Genomic DNA, 20,069 nt, shown 5'->3' on the forward strand with positions numbered 1-20,069 from the left:
TATATTTACTGCTATTAATTAAGTAGGTTATGGCTGTTCACAAACTTGTTTTAGATGATGTTTTTGAAGAAGCGTTGTATACGTTAATTGCTATTCATTGTACTATTGAGGACTATAGGCTAGCATATCTTTTAAACAAGCATTTAGGTATAAACCTTACTAGAAAGCCATCAGATTTAGACTATAATAAAGATAAATCAGTGTATTCTATTTTTGAATGGGAAGATAATAAACAACTAACAACGTGGAGCTTAGCTTCAAATATTTGTAAAACACAAGAAATACTACCGCAAGTTAGTCAACAATCATTATTTACAGCACAAGAGCAGATTATAAAAACATTTAATTTAATACCAGAATATAAAGGTGTAAACTATTTTTTAAAAATAGATAATGATAATAGTTTTAGTAAAGAAGCATATATATTAAGTAGTATTTTAAATATCCCACAAATTGTAACTGCCTATAGCGTTGATGTGAATCAACTAAAATCAAAAGACAATTTAATTTTTAGCTAATGCCAATAAGAAAAAAAACCAAAATAGTAGCCACACTAGGACCCGCTACAAGCACAAAAGAAGTTTTAAAAGGAATGCTTGAAGAAGGCGTTGATGTTTTTAGAATTAACTTTTCTCATGCTGATTATAAAGATGTTGAAGACCGTATTAAAATGATACGAGCACTAAACAAAGAGTTTGGTTATACAGCAGCAATTCTGGCTGATTTACAAGGACCAAAGCTTCGAGTAGGAGTTATGAAAGAAGAAGTTGTTGTGCATGTAGATGACGAAATAATTTTTGCTACAGGCGAACGTTTTGAAGGAACAAAAGAGCGTGTTTATATGACCTATGATAGGTTTCCGCAAGATGCAAAACCTGGAGAACGTATTCTTTTAGATGACGGAAAATTAATTTTTGAAGTTGTTTCTACAGATAAAAAGAGAGAAGTAAAAGCGCGTGTTATTCAAGGCGGACCATTAAAATCTAAAAAAGGGGTTAACCTTCCTAATACTGATATATCTCAACCTGCTTTAACAAAAAAAGATATCGACGACGCTATTTTTGCTATTAGTCAAGATGTAGATTGGATAGCATTATCGTTTGTACGCCATGCAGAAGATTTAATGCAACTACGCGATTTAATTAGCGAACATAGCGAGCATAAAATTCCTATTGTTGCTAAAATAGAAAAACCAGAAGCTGTTGAAAATATTGATAAAATTGTAGCACATTGCGATGGGTTAATGGTAGCTCGTGGAGATTTAGGTGTTGAAGTTCCTGCAGAAAAAGTGCCTCTTATTCAAAAACAATTAGTGTTAAGAGCAAAAAAAGCAAGGATTCCAGTAATTATTGCTACCCAAATGATGGAAACCATGATTTCCAGTTTAACACCAACGAGAGCTGAGGTAAACGATGTTGCCAATTCAGTTATGGATGGCGCAGATGCAGTAATGCTTTCTGGCGAAACCTCTGTAGGGAGTTACCCTGTACAGGTTATAAAACAAATGGCAGATATTCTTAAAAGTGTCGAAAATTCAGATTTAATACAAGTACCGCAATTACCACCGCATATTCGAACCAATCGTTATATAACAAAATCAATTTGTTATCATGCAGCACTTATGGCTAACGAAATTAATGCAAAAGCTATTTCAACTTTAACGAATAGTGGTTATACGGCATTTCAAATTTCGGCTTGGAGACCATCGTCACATATTTTAGTTTTTACATCAAACAAGCGTATTTTAACACGTTTAAGCTTGCTTTGGGGTGTAAAAGCATTTTATTACGATAAGTTTGTAAGTACTGATGAAACCATTGAAGATGTAAATGCCATAGCTTGCAAAAAAGGTTACTTAGAAGTTGGTGATATGCTAATAAGTCTAGCCGCTATGCCAATAAAAGAGAAGGGTATGGTAAATACCTTGCGCGTTACTGAAATTACAAGCTGTAGTCTGTAATATTTTGGCGTTAACTTAATGCCGTTGAGCGGTTTAGTGTATGATTTGATTTCGTTGCGTGTTAAAGCAACTATATACGTTGTTAGCAAGTGTTATTATTCGTCAAATTGAATTTTTTCCACCACCAATTGTAAATCCAATGGAAAGTCCAAGATAACTATTATCTATTGTGCCTATTGTTTGTCCATTAGGTATCTTAATATCAGCTTTCGGGATAAAATTATACTCTAAACCATATCTTGTATTTCTAATTTCAAGCCCACCTCTTAATAGAAAGCCCAACTTATTCTTCACGCTTCCTTCCAATATATCTGTAGAACCACTATTTCGGTCAGAAATATCTATATCATTAAACAAATAATACCCCAGACCTAACCCTACGTATGGACGATGGTTTTTTGCATTCAGATAATAATCATAAGTTGAGACAAAAGAAATGATACTATTATCATCTAATTCATCTATAAAAAATGATGTACTATTATCAATCCTAATTTTTTGAGGATTTATTGCAATTCCAAACCTTAACCCAATTACAGTATTTTCTGAAGCTTTAACTTTAGGTTCAATATTGAGCAATAAACCTAAATTATCAGAGTCAGTTTTTAAAAGAACTCCAGGTTCTATTCTAAATGTTACTTGGGCATTTAAATTGAGCAAACAAAACAATGCTGTTAGTAGTAATAACTTTTTCTTTAGGATAGTATTTTTATTGTAGAAAAAATCAAATTGAAAAACATTCATTGACTTATGATATTTGGTTGTCAAATTTAGAACGCAAGTTTTTCTTTATAATTGTTGCTAACGGCCTTGTATATGAAAAGTAACGGGTTTTCTTTAAACACTATTTTTTATATGCGTTGTTAGCATACATTTTATTCTCCGTTTACCCAATTTAGAAAGTCTAGAAAAACATCGTTCCAGTGTTTTTCAAACTTTCCTTTTCCAATTTCTTTTCCAAATCCGTGGTCTAAATCTGGATAAACTTTAAATGTTAAGTTATCTTTTTGTTTCCTTATAAATTCTATTGGAATTAAGTAAGCTGATTCAAGTGCTACGGCTCGGTCTTTTGTACCAATGGCGACAAATATAGGTTTTGATATCTTTATTAGGTTATCGATGGGAGGTTCTGAAAAAGTGCTCCACCGATTATAACTGTTATTTTTGCCTGCCCAAAATTTGTCTGTTGATTTTGGGTCTGCCATTATCTTTTTTAAATCTTCAAAGATTGAATTTATTTCTTTCAGAGCTTCTTCTTCGCTAATTTGACCTTTATCTACTTTTTTTCTTACGAAAGTAATGAAGTCAATAAATTGTGTATTTCCTCCACCTGACCAATAGCCAAAGTGCGTAATGTTTTTATTTATGGTTCCTAATTTGGCAATTACATCACTTCCTTCAGAATGCCCAAGCGCGATAATTTTTCCAAAATGATTTTTATGTTTCTCTGTTAAGTTATTGATTACTTGGTCGGTTTGGAAAGTTCGATAATCTAATGTTTGATTTTCATAATATGATTTTGGAATTGGAAATTTTTCATCCATTTTTGTCAGGAAAGGAAATCCTTTTTTTGATATTACTACAAACAAGTAGTCATCAGGTAATAAACTAAAATCGAAGGGAATGACAGTCCCAACATAGTTTTTTCCGTCTTTTTCCATTGTTTGATAAAGAGACTTAGCACTTGATCCTTGAACATATACCAAAAGAGTTTTTGTAGAGTCTATACTCTTTTTTGAAAAGGTGTGGTAGTTTATTGTATCATTATTTACTATAACTGAATAATGTTTAAACGATTTTAACACTTTCATTTTCTGCCCAAAAGAAGAGGTGTAAATGCTTAAGAATAGAAACATTGTGAAGAATCTCATTTTGTTTACTTTTTTAATTTAAAGACTTAGAAAAAAACTATATGTTGCAAACCTTATTTAAATGCTTTGTCCAAAGGTTAACAGGTTAGTATCTGGATCAAGTAATGAGAACTCCTTTTGGCCCCAAGGTTTTGATTTCAATTTCCCGTTTGGATGTATTTTTATTTTATCGTTTAATAATGTTTGGTAAAAATTGTCGATGCCATTGGTCCTAATATAAACTTGTCCGTAATTTTCTTTAGGGTTAAGTTCCTTGAATTCAAAGAAATGAATTTCTATTTTATCTTTTCGAACCATTAAATACGCTTCATAATCGCCTATTTCTTTAAAGCCTAACTTATCTATATAAAATGCTCTGGTAACATTTTTGTCACGCATTGGTAATTTCGGAATGATATCAGTCAACATAATTTCAAGATTAGTATTTGTAATTCGGTTTTAACGGTTACGGCTAAAAAGCGTTGCTGTCCCAGAGGGCAGCTATGATTTTAGCCATTGTTAGTTGTAGTTTTATTTTAATTTATGCTTAATATGTTTTAAGTCAGATTTTTTAATTGTCAAATCACTTGTCTTTTCATGTATACTAGCTATCATTTTTAAATAATCAGTATCATTAGTAAGCTTTAAAAGTTCTATGTATCTATTCAATAACGATAACGATTTTGTTCTCCAATTAGATAAATCTCCAATAGGATGATATGAATTAGTTTTTTGATATTCTTTTAAATTGAAAGAAACCATTTGTTCAGTAGTAATTTCTGGATAGTCTTCTTTTACTCTTTTTAAGCATTTCAAAGTGTCTTCAATTTTAAATCTTATATCTCTTTCACAAAGTACTTTTAGAAGTAACAACTCGTTATGTTTTATAAAATATTCGGCTAAAGGTTTTGTAAAATCTTCATATGAAAACCAACCTCCGTGGGCGCAAGAAATAAGTTCCTTATATTTTTTTTCATCTTTCCATTTTTCAACAGTAATATCACGAATTATATTATACTCTTTCAGTCTTTTTTCTTGCTCTTCCTTGGTTGTCGTTGATGAATTATATGTAAAAGCCATATTATTTGACTTATAATATTTTTCAATCTCTTTATCTAATTTAGTATAACTCATTTAATGATTCATTGAGTTTTAATTACAGCTAACGGCTTCGGCTATGATTTCGTTACGGACATTTCCAACGGAAATTGTCCGTGTGAAATCCAGTTGTGTTAATGTTTACTAGGTTTAAAGTTAGTAAGAATGTAGCAATGAATTATAGCCATTGTTGTAAACAGTACTTTTATTTCCATTTAGCAATTAATTCAGTCACACCTTTTTTTATTCCATTATAAAATTCTCCATTTTTAAATTCAGGTATAATTGTTTCGTCAATTACTTTTTTACAAATTTCGTCCGTTAAAATCAGCTCAGTTCCGCAACCTGTTGCAATCCCGATTTGTCGACAAGGATTGCAAACAACAATTGTCAATCCATTATTTTTTTCCGCATTTCCAATTCCCCATTCATTTCCCAAGTCAGTTGCGTATTCTTGAATGTTTTGATATTGGTTTATGCTATCAATTGTTACAACAACGATTTGTCTCGTAGTTTCAATATCATAGACATAAAGTACTTTCGATAATTCAGCCCGTTGTGATTCCGTAAATATTTTTCCGTAATCGTTTATAATTCCGATTGGTTTTGGAAAAGTTCTTTTTACTGTTTCCGAAGAGTTAATTTCAGTAGTTAGTTTTTTTGTTTCATTTTCTTGCGCTGAACCTTTGCAAGAAAGCAAATTCAAAGTCAGAAATAGAATTAATATTTTAGTTCCAATTTTCATTTCAGGTATTGTGTATAATGTCCCGTGCAGCCATGCGCTGTTTTGTGAAGTGAAAATAGTGAAACTAATTCACGTAGGAAAATGGCGTATAGTTGGCTGTTCTGCGGCGTTTTCGCCGAACGTGTACGTGTGTATGGTTAGTTGTGTTGGCAAGAACTAAGTTAACAAAAGAAAGCGAACCAGATGGAAATCCGTAGGGTTTTCCGAGTACACACAAACTAGCAATGAACTATACACGTTGTTGTGAAACGTTACATCATAAATGCTTACGGCTTTTTATCATCGTCATAAATAAATTTCAAACCATCATAAATTCCTTTCCAAATAACTGAGAAGTGTGTTTCATTCTGATATGTATTTATTTTCCAAGCTAAATTTTTAGGCGCATTAGAATCTAGAGTAGATTTAAACTTAGATATTCCCATTTCGTTAAAATCCTTTCCATCACGTGAACAAATCCAAAGCCTATTTTTCGAATCTGTATTCTGCTTAAGTTTTGCGATAGCAATATTGTTAATATAATCATCACCCAATCTTAAAACGGGCTCAATTGAGATATAAGATTTAAATAGGGAAGGGTTTCTCAAATATGAATATATTGAAAACAGACCTCCTAATGAGCTCCCGTACAAAATATTATTTTGCGGATTAGTTGAGTATTTTTTATTTATTAGAGGTATTAGTTCATCCTTTAGGAAATTATGAAAATTAATTACTCCTTTGGAAATATGTTGGTTTTTAGTTCTTACTGGAGTAAAATCTCTTCTTCTCATGTTAACTCCGTCTTTATAGCTATTGGGAATACTTACAATAAGTATATTTTTAGGAATAAATTTTGCGTATTCTAAGAATTCATAAACAGTCTTTGTTAGCGAAGTTGACCATTCTCCGTCTAGAACATACAAAACATCAAGTTTTTCATTAGAATTAACATCATATTCTTTTGGAACATTTATTCTAATTTGTCTAAGTTCTTCAAGATGTTCAGAGTAAATAGAATCATTCTTAACAATATGGTATTGTGCTTGTAATAAAAACGAAGAAAGTAGAAAAAACATGAAACAATTAATTTTCTTTCTCATAAAATATTTGAAGTTTTTTAGAATTTTCTAGTAATGTTTTACAATGTCTCGCGCAGCTGCACAGGACATTCGGCGGTATGTGCCCGATAGGGCTAAATGCCGCCGAACGGTCTCGTATAACCGTCAGTTACGGGTTAAATCAGCAATTATTTTCGTATTAAACACTGACTTTAGCAATTCTGAGTGGACTCGGACGTAGTCGAATCCGCCGTAATTGTGGTTATACATTGTTAGCTTTTGTACCTTTTTTTCATTCGTTAGCTAGTTTATCAAATCCCCATTTCTCAACCTTTTTAATTCTAAGTATTCTATCCGCAAGTTCAAAATCATACGAACATCTTGAATTATTAAATCCAATCCAGTTCGGAAAGAATTTTTTCGCCATTTTAAAAATCGATTTGTCAAATTTTTTAGAACGCATAACTCCGACATTATTATCAGGTCCTACAATTAAATTCATTCTATGGTTTATAACGTATTTAAATGCATCTTGCAAATGATGATTTCGGCATTCCCATAACCCTTCATCTTCCCAAATAAATGATCCAGACATTGTTTCGTATTCCATTTTTGGGCTATCAATCTTAGATTCTGTTGGTAATGTTTCTTTATTTCTAATAAAGGTTATCCAAATCCAAATTTTTAAAATAATATTCATTTTAGTATTGAGTAGGTGTATGAAAACTAATGTCCCGCGCAGCTAAGCGCCGTTTTCGCCGAACGGTTTCGGCTATGATTTCGTTGCGGGAAGAAAATCAGTATGATTTTCAACCGTAGAAATCAGCCGAAATAAAGTTAGTTATTTTGTTTTAGTTTATTCATAGCAATGAATTATAGTCATTGTTGGCTGTTGTTATTTACTTTTTTCTCTTTTCAATCTTTTTTTATGCTTTCTCATTAATTTTTTATCATTCAACGTATCCCAAAAACAATATTCATATTTTGGAAGAGAAAAATCACTTTCTGAATAAGGCTTGCTAATCATGGACTTTAAAATGTATTCAAAATCAATTGCATTTGGTTTTGAGTAATAATTAAGTTTAATGATTTTCTTGAATTCCATCTTTTTTCTTAGAAAATATAGATTTTGAAAAAGCAAATTGCTGTTTATGTCAAATATCAATGCATCAGTTAGATTTTTAAACTCGCTTTCCACGAAATAAAGATCAATGAAATAATAATCAGATTTTATAATCTTTATCTTCTTACACTCATAACCATTAATTGTAAATATAGAATCACTTTCAAATATTTCGACTTCATCTTTGTAATCAATTAATTTTAAATCAGTAGTGTCGATACACTCATATTTAGGTGTATGGGTTATTTTTTTTGCTGAAGCTAAATCAAAGATATATTCAATCTTTTCTTTCTGATAATATGTTTTTCTGATTTTGTAATTTCCAAAAACTACTTTAATAGAATCGACTATCTTTCCCTTTCTTTTCAAATGATTATACAATGTCGAATCGTTTACAACAACATGGATAGAGTCTTTGTCCTTTCGATTTGGGCTTTTAAGTTTCAAATTTTGCTTCTGGCCTTTTTGAATATGAACATTTGTTTTTGTTTCATAAGTCAGAATTCCTTGAAAATCTTGAGCATTAATAACAGAAATATTTAAAAGAATTAATATTAAAATGTAAATTTTCTTCATTTGTCTTAATTACAGCCAACGTCCCTGCGTGGGACATTCGGCGGTATGTGCCCGATAGGGCTAAATGTCGCCGAACGTTAGTATAACCAAACTTATAGAAAAAAGGCCTCATAACCAACCAAAACAGTAGGTTATTGATTACTTTTTGCACACTTACTTTATAACTGTTTAAATGGAAGTTATATCGCACCTTTTAAAACTCAAATTTCAACTGTACACTAACACTTTTTTTTGCTTCTGGTTTTTTCTTAGTTTCTGTATTTAGGTTAGATAAAGAAATACCTAATAACCTAACAGAGTTACTTAATTTCTCTTGAAACAACAAATCTTTGGCAGTTTCCATAATAATGCTAGTATCACTTACAAAATAAGGCAAGGTTTTACTTCGGGTTTGTAAAGTAAAGTCGCTGTATTTTATTTTTAAAGTTACCGTTTTTCCAGCTACTTTACTTTTAGTTAAACGCTTAGAAACCTCTTCAGCAATATGCTTTAATTTTTCAAGCATAAAAATTTCAGAAGATAGGTTTTCGCTAAATGTACGTTCGGCTGCTAAACTTTTTCTTGTTCTATTTGGTTTTACTTCACTATTTTGAACCCCACGAACTATGTAATAATAATAGCGTCCAGATTTACCAAAGTTTGCATCTAAATACTCCAAAGATTTTTGTTTTAAATCTAAGCCCGTAAAAATACCTTTCTGATACATTTTTTCGGCAGTTACTTTTCCAACACCATAAAATTTTCGAATATCTAATTGCTCTAAAAAATCTAAAACTTCTTCTGGGTTTACAGTTTTTTGCCCGTTAGGTTTATTATAATCACTCGCAACTTTAGCAATAAATTTGTTAATAGAAATACCAGCTGATGCGGTTAAACCAACCTCTTTAAAAATGCGCTCACGTATATTTTTAGCTATTAATGATGCACTTGGGTTACCTTTTTTGTTTTCAGTAACATCCAAATAGGCTTCGTCTAAAGAAAGAGGTTCAACCAAATCGGTATAATCGTAAAAAATGGCTCTAATTTTTTTAGAAATTTCAGAATACCTTTCAAAACGTGGCCTCACAAAAATTAAATCGGGACACAATTTAGCAGCTAAATTTCCAGCCATGGCGCTTTTAACACCAAATTTTCTTGCTTCATAGCTAGCTGCGCTAACTACGCCACGTTTACCTCCACCACCAACAGCAAGAGGTTTCCCTTTTAAATCTGGATTATCCATTTGCTCTACAGAAGCATAAAATGCATCCATATCTACATGAATAATTTTTCGAATTGGTAAATCGTTAGACATGATGTAAATTTAGGCATTAAATGCTTTTAAATTATATATACTCTAATGGTTATTAAACTTTGATTTATAAAATTAATGATAGAAATAGAGCGTAAGTTTTTAGTTAAATCAGATGCTTTTAAAGCTCAAGCTTTTAAAAGTACACGAATTGTTCAGGGGTTTTTAAATCGAGATCCAGAACGTTCTGTTAGAGTTCGAATAAAAGGTGATAAAGGCGTTTTAACGGTTAAAGGGAAATCTTCAAACAATGGATTATCGCGTTTTGAATGGGAAAGAGAAATAGAAAAGCATGAGGCAGAATCACTTTTAAAACTCTGTGAACCAACAATTATTGATAAAATACGTTATGAAATAAAAGTGGGAAATCATGTTTTTGAGGCAGATGAGTTTTTTGGAGATAATAAAGGACTAATTATAGTTGAAATAGAGTTAAAGCACGAAAACGAAACCTTTGAAAAACCAGATTGGTTAGGTGAAGAATTAACAGGAAACATAAAATACTATAATTCGCAATTAAGTAAACAACCATATAATACCTGGAAATCATGAAAAAAATATTTTTAGTATGTGCCGCTTTACTAATTTTTATCGCTTGTAAAGAAGAGGCAAAAACATCTGTTTTAGAAATAAAAGAAAACCTACCAGAAACCAAAAAAATAGTAGAAGATACAATAGTTGAGGTTGCTGTAGAAAAGCCTATAAAAAAAACTATAAAACAATTAAAGGAAGAATTAAATGCTAAAGGCTATAAAACATTTGATTATGTTGATGAGAAAACAAAAGACACTTTTTTAATGCAACAGTATTTCATTGCTTTTTTAAAACGAGGACCAATACGAGGACAAAATGAGGAAGAAACTGCAGACCTGCAGAAAGAACACTTGGCTCATTTAGGTAAAATGTACGAGCTAGGATATGCCGATATTTCTGGCCCTTTTGGAGACGATGGCGACATTCGTGGTATAACTATTTATAATGTGCCTACACAAAAAATGGCAGATAGTTTAGCCAATGCTGACCCTATGGTTAAAGCTGGGCGATTAGAAATAGAAATACACCCGTGGTGGGCAGCAAAAGGGTTTCCGTTACGATAATGCTAAAAATATTTCGAGCCCTATATCTATTTTTAAACATTGCAATTATTATAGCATTGTTGACTATTCATTTTTTTTATAAAGAGAATAGTTATCAAAACTCATTACTCTATTACACATTTCCACTACCAATTATTATTCTTATAGTTTTATTTTTGGCTATTTTTTTAAATAAAAAGCTCAAAAAGTATAATCTACTAATCGCTTTTATATTGTTAGTAATTTGGTTAGGAAGAAGTTTTAAAATTCATTTTTCTGAAGATATTAAAGAAACAGATTTAGAAGTTGTGTTTTGGAATGCTTCTCATAATAGAGACTTTGATGACGCTTTTAATATTAACAATAGTATTCCAGATGTTTTAGTTTTAGTTGAAGACGGAGTATATAATTTAGAAGACTTTAAATTAAAGTACCCTAAATATTATTTTCACGAATCTATTAGAGGAATCAGTATTTTTTCTAAAACACCTCTAAAGATTTTAGATGAAATCACTTCTAATCATAAAACAAATATTATTAATTTTGAAGTTGACGGTATTTGTTTTTATGCCGTTGATGTCTCAGCAAGTATGGATGTGCCTCGGTCTTGGGAATTAAGTTTTGTAAATGAGTATATTAAAATAAAAGAAAAAACAGTTTTACTCGGGGACTTTAACATTCCTTTTGAATCTAAATTTCTAACAAACATTAAGGCTAATTTTAACCACGCATTTAATAAAAAAGGTAACGGGTTTAGAGAAACTTGGTTTTGGAATATCCCCTTGCTTTCTCTCGATCATATTTGGGTCTCAAAAGATTTAAAAATTCTTAAAACAGAGAAAGTCAACACATGGAAATCTGATCATAGTATGCTTAAGGTGTTTATAGCAAATTAAATAGCTGTCATTGTTTTAACATACACATTGCCTCAAACATTAGCTCATTACAACGGTATTAATATTATTTTAATCTATGTGTATGGTTTTTGTATAGGTTTATTATTTTTTTAGATATTTAAATTAATTTAATATAGCCTATAAACAAAATGTGATATAAAAATCATATTGAAAAAGGTTATAAAATTAAAAGAATATTAGTTTGTTTGTGGTTTGTTTTGTTTCTGTTTTATTCGCAGAAATCATCAGGACAATTAGGGTTTTGTTCAGGAAACTCTGGAGATCCTATTTTTACCGAAGATTTTGGTACAGGAATAGCAAATAATTCACTCCCTGCAGGCACTACAACATATTTTTACTCAACAGGTTATCCGGGTGACGGTTTTTATACCGTGTCTAATGGTACTTTTGGAAACGCCTTTGATTGGCACCAAACTCAAGATCATACACTTGGAGATGTTGATGGGAAATGCCTTATTGTTAACGCTGCAGCCTCTCCTGGGGAGTTTTACAGAACAACAGTAACGGGTTTATGTGAAACAACCACTTATGAATTTTCAGCATGGGTTTTAAACCTTGTTATTGCCAATAGTTTTTGTTCAACAGTACCTGGAGGCACAATCCCTATAAATGTTAGTTTTGAAATTTGGGATAGTACAGATACTAATTTACTAGCTAGTGGCGATACAGGAAATATTGTTGAGTTATCATCTCCGAATTGGCAGGAATATGGTCTGGTTTTTCAAACATTAATGGGTCAAAATACAGTAATTCTTAAAATGATTAACAACGGATTAGGGGGTTGTGGTAATGATTTGGCTATTGATGATATTGAATTTAAATCATGTGGAGATACAGTTATAGTATCAGATTTAGCTAATAATGATACAGAGAGTCTATGTAGCTCTCAAGCTCCTTTTAACACGACATTAACCGCAACACCAGATTTTAGTGTATATAGTTCGCATTTTTATCAATGGCAATCTAGTACTGATGGAGGAGTTACTTGGAACGATTTAGCGGGAGAGAACAATCAAACCTTAAATATCTCAGTCACTAATACCACTTATTTTCGATCTAAAATTGCAGAAGTAGCTATAAACTTAACAAATGCGCAGTGCGTTTCATTTTCAAATGAATATCAAGTCGAAGTAAGTATACTACCTACAATGCCTACTTTGGAGTGTTGGGAAACTGCAGTAATAAATAACACAACTTGCTCTTGGGATGTATCAGGGACGCAACCCATACAGCCAAACATTGAATGTTGGGAAACCGCCACATTTAATAATACGTCTTGTATGTGGGAAGTAACAGGAACTCAGCCATTGCAACCTACTTTAGAGTGTTGGGAAACCGCCACGTTTAATAACATAACCTGTTCTTGGGATGTCTCTGGAAACCAACCTGTACAGCCTACATTAAACTGTTGGGAAACCACTGTTTTTAATAATACCAGTTGTCTGTGGGAAGTGTTAGGAACGCAACCTGCGCAGCCAAATACTGACTGTTGGGAAACCGCAAGCTTTAATGATACGTCTTGTATGTGGGAAGTATCGGGGACACAACCCATGCAACCTACTTTAGAATGTTGGGAAACTGCTTTATTCAATACTAACACTTGTGTTTGGGAGATTTCTGGAACACAACCAGGCACTATAATAGAAGAAGATATAGTGTTTTGCGCTACAGAGGACAAACTATTAACAGCTCAATCGAATATTACAAATCCAACTTATCTATGGAATACAGGGGAAACATCTCAAAGTATTGATTTAAATTCAGCAGGAAATTATACCGTTGAAATAATAGGAAGCGTTTGTTCTTTTGAAACTAGAGTGTTTAATGTTACTTTTTTAGAAACTCCAATTATTGATAGTATTATTTCAGATGGAAAAAATATTACTATAAATACCGTAAACACTGGAGATTTTCTATACTCTTTAAACGGTAATATATTTCAAACAAATAATACGTTTTTTAATATTGATGGAGGATTGTATTCTGTTTTTGTTAAACAGAGAGATTGCCCTGAAATAGCTGAAGCAGAGTATTTACATTTTTTCATTCCTAAGTTTTTCACACCAAATAATGATGGTGTAAATGACACGTTTAATTTAAAGGGGATAGAATTTTATAGTTCATCTGAAGTTTCAATTTTTAATAGGTATGGAAAACTGATGAAGTTTTCTAAAAATGGAACTTTTAGTTGGGACGGAACCCTTAGCGGGAGAGGTTTACCTTCTGATGACTATTGGTATGTAATTATTATTGAGGGTCAAAAGTTTACAGGACATTTTACCTTAAAGCGTTAATTTGAGACCTTAAATTGGCGTTTCGCCTCATTCCCAAACTCATCCACCACGGTGATTACATGAACGCCTTGTTTTGGTTTAATAGCAAGCTCATGAATATCTTTTGTGCTTCCCAAAAAAGTATCATCCAAATACCAAAATAATGTAGAATCATGTTTTGAGTGTGCAATTTTTAAAATAAGGTCGTTTATATTACCATCAAAATCTTTCGGTAAAAAAATGCTATTATTTTCTTTAGGGTAAATAAATTCCATAGAAATGGTATTTCCACCTAAACAGTCGCTTCTAAATTTTGGTAATGGCTTATAAAATGGGTTTTTGGCTTTATAGTAATAAGCCATTAAAGGCGGTAATACAAACCATGACTTATGGGTAATATTATCAATAGTTTCACATGAAGAGTTTACTTGAAAAGCTTCGTTTTTATTCAAATGAATTAAAATATGATACGGACAAGGTTTCGTTTTTAAACCACTTACTTGAACAAATTGAGTTTCTATATTTTTACAATTTTGAGATGCTCTATGCCCACTCTCATTACAAATATCAACAGCTTGCATTTCATCAAAGGGTTTTGCAAACCAATCACTGTTTGGTAACACATCAAACACATCAAATAAAATTGGGGCAGCAGTTTCTACACCAACCAAACCTGGTCGCCCTTCTCCATCTGCATTTCCAACCCAAATACCAACAACATAATCTTTAGTGGAGCCTATTGCCCATGCATCACGAAACCCAAAACTAGTTCCCGTTTTCCAAGCTACTTGTTTCGAGTTATCAAAAAATTCCCAGCTTTCATCGCTTTGCGGCCTATTTACTTCCTTTAGGCTATTATAAGTTAAATAAATAGAAGCAGCATCAAATAAGGTTTTATCGCTGGTTTTTTTACCAAAATCAATAGTGTCCGAGGCTATAAAAACAGGTTCGCAAAACTCATTTGAAAAATATTCGCTTGAAGTTTCAGAAAAATGATTTAAAGTAGACGATAAAGCAGCATAACTTTTACACAAGTCCCACAAGTTACTTTCTGCGCCACCTAAAATTAAAGACAAACCATAATGGTTGGCGTTATATTTTAAGTCTTTTAGGTTTAAAGCTTTCAAATAATGGTGAAATCTATCTAGGCCAAACTCTTGCAACATCCTTACCGAAGGTACATTTAAAGAACGAGATAAAGCACGGCTTGCCGGTACTATACCATCGTATGTTTTATTATAGTTTTCTGGGTTATAGTTTCCAAATTGTGTGGGTACATCTGCAATCAAAGTATTGGGTAAAATATCACCAGCATCCAACATGGCTGTATATAAAAAAGGCTTTAAAATACTTCCTGTACTTCTGGGCTTATCAATAATATCTACATCTTTTTGATGCGTTTTATCGGTTGGTGTATTACCCACATAGGCTAAAACTTGTCTGGTTTTTACATCTAAAACTAAAACGGCAGCATTATAAATTTCATTTTGACTTAATTGATTATAATGATTTTTTACAATACTATTAATTTGTTTTTGAAGCTCAGAATTTATAGTGGTTTTGATATATTTTCCGTAATGAAACTTTGTTGTTTTTTGTAATAAGTGTGGTGCTATTTGTGGTAATGGATATGGTTTTTGAGGTAATCTTTCAATAATTGATAGCTTATAAGTAAGGGAATCTATAATTTCTTTTTCTAATAGTTTTTTGAGTAGCCTATTGCGTTTTTCAAGTAATCGCTTCTGGTTTTTCCCTGGATAAATTAAACTTGGCGCATTAGGTAAAACGGCAAGAGTTGCACTTTCTGCCCACGATAAATCGTTAGCATGCCTGTTAAAATAACGCCATGATGCGGCATCTAAACCAACTACATTTCCGCCAAAAGGAGCATGACTACTATAATATGATAGAATTTTATTTTTAGAAGCTCGAAACTCTAACCGAGTAGCTAGAATAATTTCTTTAAATTTTTCAAAATAAGTTCTTTGCGTGCCTTTTCTTGAAAGACGGATAACTTGTTGTGTTATGGTACTTCCCCCTCGTTTTACTTTGCCAGATTTTATATTATCTCGTAAAGCTTTATAAATTGAAATTGGGTTAAATCCAGGGTGTTTATAAAAATATTCGTCTTCAAACTGAATAATACACGTTTTAAATTTTTTTGGAATTGAATCATTCTCAGGAAATCGCCATTGACCGTCTTTAGCTATTTGAGCACCCATTAATTCATTATTTGAGCTTGTAATAACAGTTGAAGTAGGGTCTTTAAAAAGTTGATTTGGTAAACAAAAATAGTAGGCAAGTAAAAGCACAGTAACAATTACCGTTTTAATTTTATGTCGCTTTATGTGGTTTATGAGCCTTGTCACTTAAAATATATACTCTAAGCGTGTGTGTTTAGATGTGTTTTAAGATAATTTTATGATGATTTGAGACATTATTTTTTTAAGAATTCATACTCGCGTTCTACTTTACAAATTCGCACATTGTACCAGCTATACCAATATTGTCGTCCTTTTTGTTGTGCTTGCAAATGCTCACTTTGTTGTTTCCAGTTTTTTATAGCCTCTAACGAGTCCCAATAACTTACAGTAATTCCAACATCGTTTTTTGCACTATCCATTCCTAAATACCCCTTTTGTTGTTTGGCTAGAGTTTCCATTTTTTCTGCCATTTCAGAATACCCATCAATATTTTTGTTTTGAGTAGAAGTGAAAATAACTGCGTAATACGATTTAAAATCTTCTTTCATTTTTATAAATCAGTTTTAATTAAAAGCCATGTGCTGACAATTTTTTCTTATCCCAAGTTAAAACTTGAACCCCTTTTGAATAATGAACTCTATCGGGTTTATTATTAATAATATGATTAAACCTAGGGTAATTTATTTTAAGATTTTCAATATGAATATTTTGAATAGGCCATTCAACATGATGCACGTCGTATTCAATAATGTGTTTTTTATAATCTTGAAAAACAGTATAGCGCTCGGTAAGCCATAAATCAGTTTTGTCTTTTTTAACAGGCAGGCTATCTAACTTATACTTAATATGAAATGAATCATTAAACGCTGTGTTTTTAGAGTCATAATTAGATTCATTTCTTTTCATTTTTGAATATCGATATGGAAATTTAGATAGCGTTTTTAATACCCTACAGGACGATCGTTTGCTGCCTTCCATACTCAAAAAATAAACACTTGGCTTCCTATTACAAACAACATAAACACGAATATTTATCTCATGAAAATCTGATATATGCGGAATTTTAGGCAAGCTTTTTATACCAATATTATTCATGTTAAAAGCCACTAGACTTACCCAGGTTTTTCCGTTTATAATATCCAACTCTATATTTTTAGGGAGTAAAGGTTTTATCAAAGTTTCGTTAACTTCCCAATGCAAAAAAATAGCTTCGTTCCATTCTTGATAAAACTTCCATGAACGTTTAGGATATTCAAACGATCTGTGTGATGTTTGTTTTAATATTTCAGACGACTTCATAACTAAAAGCTATTTTTTTACTAATATAGTTTGCTAATTGTTATTTTTAGACTCTAAAAAATAAACTTATTAATAAAAAAGTCCAAATACTAATTTTAGTTTTTTTAAATCTAACGATTTTAAATTTACATGCTCAATTGGGTTTTTGTAGTGGAAATTCTGGCGATCCTATTTTTACTGAAACTTTTGGTGCTGGAATAACAAGTTCACCATTACCAGCAGGAACAACAACATATACTTTTGCTGGCGGATCGCCTAGTGATGGGTTTTATACCGTATCCAGCAATACAAATTTTTTTGATTGGCATGATATAGATGACCACACTCCAAACGATACAGATGGAAGAATGCTAGTAGTTAATGCAGATTTCACCGCTGGAGAATTCTATCGAACTACAATAAGTGGATTATGCGAAAACACATCGTATGAGTTTTCGTCTTGGATGATTAATTTACTGCCAAGTACAACCTCTTGTCCAAACGGCGGGATTCCTATAAATGTAAGATTTGAAATTTGGGATAACACCGATACAAACTTATTGGCAAGTGGTAATACAGGTAGTATAAATGGAACCTCAGGTCCTAATTGGGTGCAATACGCCTTAGTATTTCAAACATTACCAGCTCAAACATCTGTTATTTTAAAAATGTTAAACAATGGTGTTGGTGGTTGTGGAAACGATTTAGCTATTGACGATATTGTTTTTAAAACATGTGGTGATACCGTAACTATTGAAGATGCGTTAAATAACAGCAATATTTATGTGTGTGAAGATCAGTTGCCTTTTTCTACACAATTAACTGCAATTCCAGATTTTTCTATTTTTTCATCTCATTTTTATCAATGGCAAGAGAGCACAGATGGGATTAATTGGACGGATATAGTTGGAGAAAATAATCAAAATTACACACCTACTCTTACAAGTAATACGTCTTTTTATAGGGTTTTGGTAGCAGAAGATGCTGTTAATTTAACAAACTCATCGTGTAATTCAACATCCGAAATTTTTGAAATTAGAGTTATTCCTTTTCCTAACGCACCAACAAGCAATGGTGATTTAATGATTTGTCAAAACGATAATACAATGCTTTCAGTAAATGTTCCAAACGACGTTATAGTAAATTGGTACGATGCGGCCGTTGGAGGCAATTTACTACAGGCAAATATTAGAACATATAGCCCGAATGGTGTTTCAGGAACGTACTATGCCGAAGCAGAAACTATGCTTGGAGGCTGTTTGTCAACTACAAGAACACCTTTACAAGTTAACTATTTTGAGATTCCAAATGTAACAGACGAAACTTTAGAGTTTTGCGAAAATACATCTATAACTTTATTTGCAAATCCAACTAACCCTAGCATAGTAACTTCTTACTTATGGAGTAATGGAGAAACTACCGACCAGATAGATGTATCAAGTGCAGGGACATATACTGTTCAAGTAAATAGTGGTAGTTGTTCTGTTATTAAAACAATTCAACTAAACCAAATAAACAACCCTACAATTGAAAGTGTTATATCCGATGGGAATGATATTATTATTAATGCGTCTTCAAACACGGGAACCCTCCTATATTCATTAAACGGAAACATTTTTCAACCCAGCAATACTTTTTTTAATGTAGACGGAGGGTTATATACAATTTATGTCAAAAACCAAGAATGTGCACATATTACATCACAATCGTATTTACATTTTTATATCCCTAAGTTTTTTACACCTAATAACGATGGCGAAAATGATGCCTTCGATTTAAAAGGTATTGAGTATTATTCAACATCATTTGTATCCATTTTTGACAGATACGGGAAGCTATTAAAAAGCTCTAGAAATAGCTCATTTTCATGGGATGGCACTTTCAATAATCAACAATTACCAACCAATGATTATTGGTATATAGTTGTAATTGACGGACAAAAATTTACAGGGCACGTTACTTTAAAGCGTTAAATTGTTTTGGGCGTTATTACAATGCTTCTACTGAGCTCAGGTAATTGATCGAGCTTTCCCACTATATCCTTTATTTGTATTGAAAATGTTTTAGGGTTTTAGACAATTCTTGATTTCTATTATCTGCAACTTAATTGGTGTAACTGTTTTTTTCCTCTGTTTTATCACTAAGATATTGCACGAATTCAAACTGATTTCCATCGACATCAGCAAAATAGTCTCTAATTCTAAATTGTTCTACTTCTTTTGGAAAATCTCGCTTATAACCATTACTAAGAAGATTGTTTGCTATTTCTTCTACATTAGGCACTACAAACCCTAAGTGATTGATTCCTATTTTATCATAGTTCTTGTCAACTTTTAAATCACTTAGCTTTGCTTGATTAATAGCAATATAGGTGTCATCATCTCCTAAGTGCACCCATTCTCTCATCTCGTTACCACCACCTCGTATCTTAAAGTGAGGAAAGGCGGTTTGGAAGAACTTAATGGCCTCCTGTAGGTCGTTTACTGTAATATTGGCGTGTTCTAAATACATACTTTGTGTTCTCATATTATTATTTTTTAATTTATAACAAATATCAGAATAGCACAAAAGCTATAAAACGGACTTCAGTACAGAAAAACACCTGTACCATAGTACAGGTTAATGATAAATTAAAAGT

20 protein-coding genes are annotated in these 20,069 nt (G+C 32.0%); 7 read left to right on the forward strand and 13 right to left on the reverse strand.

From position 1 onward, the window contains the following. The first annotated feature begins 29 nt into the window (after positions 1-29). Together M3P09_RS01090 and pyk are read left to right on the forward strand one after the other, a co-directional pair. On the forward strand, positions 30-518 hold the full coding sequence (locus tag M3P09_RS01090) for an IPExxxVDY family protein (RefSeq protein ID WP_249971706.1): 489 nt from the start codon (positions 30-32) through the stop codon (positions 516-518). After that, positions 518-1,960 (forward strand): pyruvate kinase, encoded by a 1,443-nt coding sequence (gene pyk / locus M3P09_RS01095; RefSeq protein WP_099565048.1) that lies wholly within the window; start codon positions 518-520, stop codon positions 1,958-1,960. The genes M3P09_RS01090 and pyk overlap by 1 nt, the downstream gene beginning before the upstream one ends. 102 nt (positions 1,961-2,062) lie before the next feature. Here the strand turns inward: pyk and M3P09_RS01100 are convergent, their stop codons facing one another. The 9 genes from M3P09_RS01100 to dinB all read right to left on the reverse strand — a co-directional run bounded on the left by M3P09_RS01100 (position 2,063) and on the right by dinB (position 9,686). Continuing rightward, a complete protein-coding gene (locus M3P09_RS01100) occupies positions 2,063-2,620 on the reverse strand; it encodes a hypothetical protein (protein WP_249971707.1) in 558 nt (185 codons plus the stop codon). Positions 2,621-2,835: 215 nt separating this feature from the next. Then, positions 2,836-3,831 (reverse strand): dienelactone hydrolase family protein, encoded by a 996-nt coding sequence (locus M3P09_RS01105; protein ID WP_249971708.1) that lies wholly within the window; start codon positions 3,829-3,831, stop codon positions 2,836-2,838. A gap of 57 nt (positions 3,832-3,888) precedes the next feature. Further along, positions 3,889-4,263 carry a bleomycin resistance protein gene (locus M3P09_RS01110; RefSeq protein ID WP_347709791.1) on the reverse strand — a complete coding sequence of 125 codons (375 nt, stop codon included), beginning with the start codon at positions 4,261-4,263 and terminating at the stop codon, positions 3,889-3,891. A gap of 78 nt (positions 4,264-4,341) precedes the next feature. Continuing rightward, positions 4,342-4,944, reverse strand: a complete 603-nt coding sequence (locus tag M3P09_RS01115) for a hypothetical protein (RefSeq protein ID WP_249971710.1) — start codon at positions 4,942-4,944, stop codon at positions 4,342-4,344. 169 nt (positions 4,945-5,113) lie between these two features. After that, positions 5,114-5,653 (reverse strand): TPM domain-containing protein, encoded by a 540-nt coding sequence (locus tag M3P09_RS01120; RefSeq protein ID WP_249971711.1) that lies wholly within the window; start codon positions 5,651-5,653, stop codon positions 5,114-5,116. A 266-nt stretch (positions 5,654-5,919) separates the two neighbouring features. After that, a complete protein-coding gene (locus tag M3P09_RS01125; protein ID WP_249971712.1) occupies positions 5,920-6,711 on the reverse strand; it encodes an alpha/beta hydrolase in 792 nt (263 codons plus the stop codon). 274 nt (positions 6,712-6,985) lie between these two features. Continuing rightward, positions 6,986-7,393: a hypothetical protein gene (locus M3P09_RS01130; RefSeq protein WP_249971713.1), complete on the reverse strand. Its 408-nt coding sequence runs from the start codon at positions 7,391-7,393 to the stop codon at positions 6,986-6,988. Positions 7,394-7,588: 195 nt separating this feature from the next. Next, positions 7,589-8,392, reverse strand: a complete 804-nt coding sequence (locus M3P09_RS01135; RefSeq protein ID WP_249971714.1) for a hypothetical protein — start codon at positions 8,390-8,392, stop codon at positions 7,589-7,591. A 193-nt stretch (positions 8,393-8,585) separates the two neighbouring features. After that, on the reverse strand, positions 8,586-9,686 hold the full coding sequence (gene dinB, locus M3P09_RS01140; RefSeq protein ID WP_249971715.1) for a DNA polymerase IV: 1,101 nt from the start codon (positions 9,684-9,686) through the stop codon (positions 8,586-8,588). A gap of 75 nt (positions 9,687-9,761) precedes the next feature. On the opposite strand from dinB, the gene M3P09_RS01145 reads away from it, so the two are divergent. The 4 genes from M3P09_RS01145 (at position 9,762) to M3P09_RS01160 (ending at position 13,970) form a co-directional block, all read left to right on the forward strand. Further along, entirely contained in the window at positions 9,762-10,235 is a 474-nt protein-coding gene (locus M3P09_RS01145; RefSeq protein WP_249971716.1) for a CYTH domain-containing protein, read from the forward strand. Beyond that, on the forward strand, positions 10,232-10,780 hold the full coding sequence (locus tag M3P09_RS01150) for a YciI family protein (protein WP_099565037.1): 549 nt from the start codon (positions 10,232-10,234) through the stop codon (positions 10,778-10,780). Before M3P09_RS01145 ends, M3P09_RS01150 begins: the two co-directional genes overlap by 4 nt. 212 nt (positions 10,781-10,992) lie before the next feature. After that, positions 10,993-11,655: an endonuclease/exonuclease/phosphatase family protein gene (locus tag M3P09_RS01155; RefSeq protein ID WP_249971717.1), complete on the forward strand. Its 663-nt coding sequence runs from the start codon at positions 10,993-10,995 to the stop codon at positions 11,653-11,655. Between the two features lie 206 nt (positions 11,656-11,861). Then, complete coding sequence (locus M3P09_RS01160) at positions 11,862-13,970, forward strand: T9SS type B sorting domain-containing protein (RefSeq protein WP_249971718.1); 2,109 nt, start codon at positions 11,862-11,864, stop codon at positions 13,968-13,970. On the opposite strand, the gene pbpC is transcribed toward M3P09_RS01160, so the two are convergent. The 3 genes from pbpC to M3P09_RS01175 form a co-directional block, all read right to left on the reverse strand. Then, on the reverse strand, positions 13,967-16,261 hold the full coding sequence (gene pbpC / locus M3P09_RS01165; protein ID WP_347709788.1) for a penicillin-binding protein 1C: 2,295 nt from the start codon (positions 16,259-16,261) through the stop codon (positions 13,967-13,969). The genes M3P09_RS01160 and pbpC overlap by 4 nt on opposite strands. A gap of 125 nt (positions 16,262-16,386) precedes the next feature. Beyond that, positions 16,387-16,701: an antibiotic biosynthesis monooxygenase family protein gene (locus M3P09_RS01170; RefSeq protein ID WP_099565033.1), complete on the reverse strand. Its 315-nt coding sequence runs from the start codon at positions 16,699-16,701 to the stop codon at positions 16,387-16,389. A gap of 19 nt (positions 16,702-16,720) precedes the next feature. Next, positions 16,721-17,452, reverse strand: coding sequence for a YqjF family protein (locus tag M3P09_RS01175; RefSeq protein WP_249971720.1), 732 nt, complete (start codon positions 17,450-17,452; stop codon positions 16,721-16,723). Positions 17,453-17,589: 137 nt separating this feature from the next. Here M3P09_RS01175 and M3P09_RS01180 point away from each other — a divergent pair, with 137 nt between their 5' ends. Continuing rightward, positions 17,590-19,404, forward strand: coding sequence for a T9SS type B sorting domain-containing protein (locus M3P09_RS01180; protein ID WP_249971721.1), 1,815 nt, complete (start codon positions 17,590-17,592; stop codon positions 19,402-19,404). Between the two features lie 130 nt (positions 19,405-19,534). Here the strand turns inward: M3P09_RS01180 and M3P09_RS01185 are convergent, their stop codons facing one another. Next, positions 19,535-19,957: a VOC family protein gene (locus tag M3P09_RS01185; protein ID WP_249971722.1), complete on the reverse strand. Its 423-nt coding sequence runs from the start codon at positions 19,955-19,957 to the stop codon at positions 19,535-19,537. Positions 19,958-20,069 lie beyond the last annotated feature (112 nt).

The sequence above is a fragment of the Jejuia spongiicola genome, from assembly GCF_023502325.1.
Taxonomy (GTDB): Bacteria; Bacteroidota; Bacteroidia; order Flavobacteriales; family Flavobacteriaceae; genus Wocania_A; species Wocania_A spongiicola.